Genomic DNA, 1,318 nt, shown 5'->3' on the forward strand with positions numbered 1-1,318 from the left:
AGGTTATAACAACCGCTAAATTTTTAAGGTTAAAATACTGAGCTTTTAAATTTGGCATATTTTAAACGTTCTGACGAATTTTTATACTTTTTGGAACTGTAACATTAAAAAATATTTTTTTTAGCTTATATCGCTTTATTTTAAGTCTACTCTGAAATAGGTAAAGTATTGATTATCAATTACTTATTAATGTAAACCATTAAAACTGATATGTCTGAAGGAGAAACGCCTGAAATTCGTGATGCCTGACCTAAAGTACGTGGTTTGATCTTAAATAATTTTTCTCTGGCCTCTTTTGAAATGGAAACAATTTTATTGTAATCGAAATCAGGCTTAATTTCTTTGTCTTCCATCTTCAGCATTTTGGCTACAATTTCATTTTCCTTTTCAAAATAACTTTCATATTTAATTTTGATTTCGGCTTGCTCAATAGTTTCATTGTCTAAATCTTTGGTTGCTTCTGCAAGCGCTTTACTAACTTTAATCAGATCAGGTAAACCAACATGAGGCCTGCCAACCAAACTGTGTATTTTTACATTTTGATTTAAAACGCTCGATCCTAAACTTTCGAGCATTGGATTCGCATCGCTCATTTCGATACCTTGGTTTCTGGTGAACTTAACCAAAGCATCGGCATTTGCAATTTTCTGATTTACCTTTTCTAAACGTTCATCAGAAATTAAGCCCAGCTCATGGCCGATAGGAGATAAGCGGATATCAGCATTGTCTTGTCTTAATAACAAACGATGTTCGGCTCTCGATGTAAACATACGATAAGGTTCTTCCGTTCCTTTTGTTACCAGGTCGTCAATTAAAACTCCAATATAACTGTCAGATCTTTTCATGATCAGTTCATGTTTATCTGTGATTTTTTGATGTGCATTTATTCCAGCCATGAAACCCTGACAAGCTGCTTCTTCATATCCTGTAGTTCCATTGATCTGTCCGGCTAAAAATAAATTGCTGATCAACTTAGTTTCTAGTGTTAAAGACAATTGGGTAGGTGGGAAGAAATCGTATTCGATAGCATAACCTGGTCTGAACATTTTTGCTTGTTCGAAACCTGGTATTAACCTTAGTGCTTTAAATTGTACATCTTCTGGAAGTGATGTTGAAAATCCGTTTACATAAATTTCACAAGTATTCCATCCTTCAGGTTCAACGAAAATCTGATGTCTGTCGCGTTCAGCAAAGCGGTTAATTTTATCTTCAATGGATGGGCAGTATCTTGGGCCTAAACCTTTAATTCTTCCAGTAAACATTGGTGATTTTTCGAAACCTTCTTTTAGCGTTTCATGAACATCCCCATTGGTATAAG

Annotated in this window: 1 protein-coding gene; it reads right to left on the reverse strand. The window is 34.6% G+C overall.

The features are described from left to right. Positions 1-179: 179 nt before the first annotated feature. The coding region (locus tag AC1DND_RS28010; protein ID WP_477586144.1) for an FAD-dependent oxidoreductase at positions 180-1,318 on the reverse strand (1,139 nt) is incomplete at its 5' end.

Source organism: Pedobacter sp. 01N416 (assembly GCF_056399685.1).